Source organism: Pseudomonas amygdali, from assembly GCF_002699855.1.
Classification (GTDB): Bacteria; Pseudomonadota; Gammaproteobacteria; order Pseudomonadales; family Pseudomonadaceae; genus Aquipseudomonas; species Aquipseudomonas amygdali.
Genome location: NZ_LKBW01000176.1, coordinates 1 through 1,836, shown reverse-complemented (window position 1 = coordinate 1,836; position 1,836 = coordinate 1). Strand labels below are relative to the sequence as shown.

The 1,836-nt window shown below is 53.3% G+C and carries 1 protein-coding gene and 2 pseudogenes; 2 read left to right on the top strand and 1 reads right to left on the bottom strand.

The window, feature by feature from the left end; all coding sequences use genetic code 11:
• The first annotated feature begins 62 nt into the window (after positions 1-62).
• Positions 63-1,213, top strand: a protein-coding gene (locus tag AO277_RS13175; RefSeq protein ID WP_099259016.1) for an IS3-like element ISPsy29 family transposase whose coding sequence is annotated in 2 segments (ribosomal slippage) — positions 63-297 and positions 297-1,213 — 1,152 coding nt in all. Because the reading frame shifts where the segments join, the coding sequence is not laid out codon by codon here.
• Positions 1,214-1,230: 17 nt separating this feature from the next.
• Positions 1,231-1,728, top strand: a pseudogene (locus AO277_RS13170) (IS5 family transposase); the annotation flags it as partial.
• A 14-nt stretch (positions 1,729-1,742) separates the two neighbouring features.
• On the opposite strand, the pseudogene AO277_RS13165 reads toward AO277_RS13170, so the two are convergent.
• Positions 1,743-1,836 (bottom strand): annotated as a pseudogene (locus tag AO277_RS13165) (IS5/IS1182 family transposase); the annotation flags it as partial.

The window sequence follows — 1,836 nt, the reverse complement described above, 5'->3', positions numbered from 1 at the left end:
TGAATCGCCCCGGGTTTTGTAGACACCTCCATGCCTTAAACTGAGGCCAATCAGGAGGTGCCATGAGCAACCCACGTTATCCCGAAGAATTCAAAATCCAAGCGGTCAATCAAGTGACCGAAAAGAAGCTGCCTGTCGCTGATGTGGCGGCGCGTCTTGGCGTGTCGACGCATAGCCTCTATGCCTGGATAAAGCGCTACAGCAAACCTCAGGCAGAACGGCAGCAAGACGATGATCAGCACGCTGAACTGCGTCGTCTGCGAGCGGAACTCAAGCGGGTCACTGAAGAGCGAGACATCTTAAAAAAGGCCGCCGCGTACTTTGCCAAGGAGTGCGGCTGAAGTACGCCTTTATCAAGCAGCGCGCGGGCGACTACTCCATTCGACGGCTTTGCCTGACGCTGAAAGTCCATCCCAGTGGTTATTACGCTTGGTTGTCTGAGCCGCAATCTGCACGCGCTAAAGACGACCAGCGATTGCTCGGTTTGATCAAGCACTCGTGGCTGGAGAGCTGCGCAGTTTATGGCTATCGCAAAATCCATGACGACCTGCGCGAGGTCGGTGAAGATTGTGGTCGGCATCGTGTGGCGAGGTTGATGCGTCTTGAAGGTCTGCGCTCTCAGACAGGGTATCGACGTCGCCCTGGAAAGTACGGCGGTAAGCCAGCGGTCGCCTCACCCAATTTACTGAAGCGCGAGTTCGATGTCGTGGAACCCAACAAGGTTTGGGTCACCGACATCACCTACGTTCGTACGTATGAAGGCTGGCTGTATTTGGCGGTGGTGCTGGATCTGTTTTCTCGTCAGGTCGTTGGCTGGTCAATGAAGTCGCAGATGACCAGTGATTTGGCCATTGATGCGTTATTGATGGCGGTTTGGAGGCGAAAACCGAAACAAGAGGTGATGGTTCACTCCGACCAGGGCAGCCAGTACAGCAGCTCCGATTGGCGCAGTTTTTTGAAGGCAAACAATTTGGTTGCCAGCATGAGCCGCCGAGGCAATTATCATGACAACGCCGTGGCTGAGAGTTTTTTCCAGCTTCTGAAACGGGAACGAATCAAGCGGAAAATCTACACCTCACGGCAAGATGCTCGTAGTGATGTGTTCGATTACATCGAGATGTTCTACAACCCAAAACGCCGCCATGGTTTCAACAATCAGCTGTCACCGGTAGAGTTTGAAAAACGTTACGCAATGAGCTTGCAAGGTGTCTAGAGAATCCGGGGCGATTCATGGAGTGGGTCTTCATTGATGGCAGCTATGCCAAGGCTCATCAGCACAGCGCAGGTGCTGCCAGCACGCAGGACCAGGCCATCGGAAAAAGCCGAGCCGGTAACACCAGCAAGATTCACCTGGCTGTAGACGCTTGTGGGCTGCCTATTGCATTTGACGTGACCACAGGCCAGCCCAATGATTGTTCGCAGGCGGCCTCGTTGATTGCCAAGGTGCCCGATGCAGAAGTGATCATTGCGGACAAGGGCTACGACACTGAAGCGATACGCGCTCAGGTCGAGCAGCAAGGCAGCAAAGTGGTGATTCCACGAAAGCGCAATTCTCTGAAAGGGAACGCAGATCTGGACAAAGGGTTATATCGCAATCGACATCTCGTAGAAAACGCCTTCGCCCGGTTGAAGCATTTCCGGGCGGTGGCTTCTCAATTTGACAAACTCAAGAGAAACTATGAAAGCGTCATAGCAATGGCCTGCGCTTTTCTGTGGCTACCAATGTGAAACGGGAACAGACCCTAGGGTTTGTCTGAAAAGTCAGCCCGCAAGCATCTTTCGATGCAAGCCAGTGTGACCATCGCTTTAAAGCTACTTGCCAGCTTGTCGTAACGC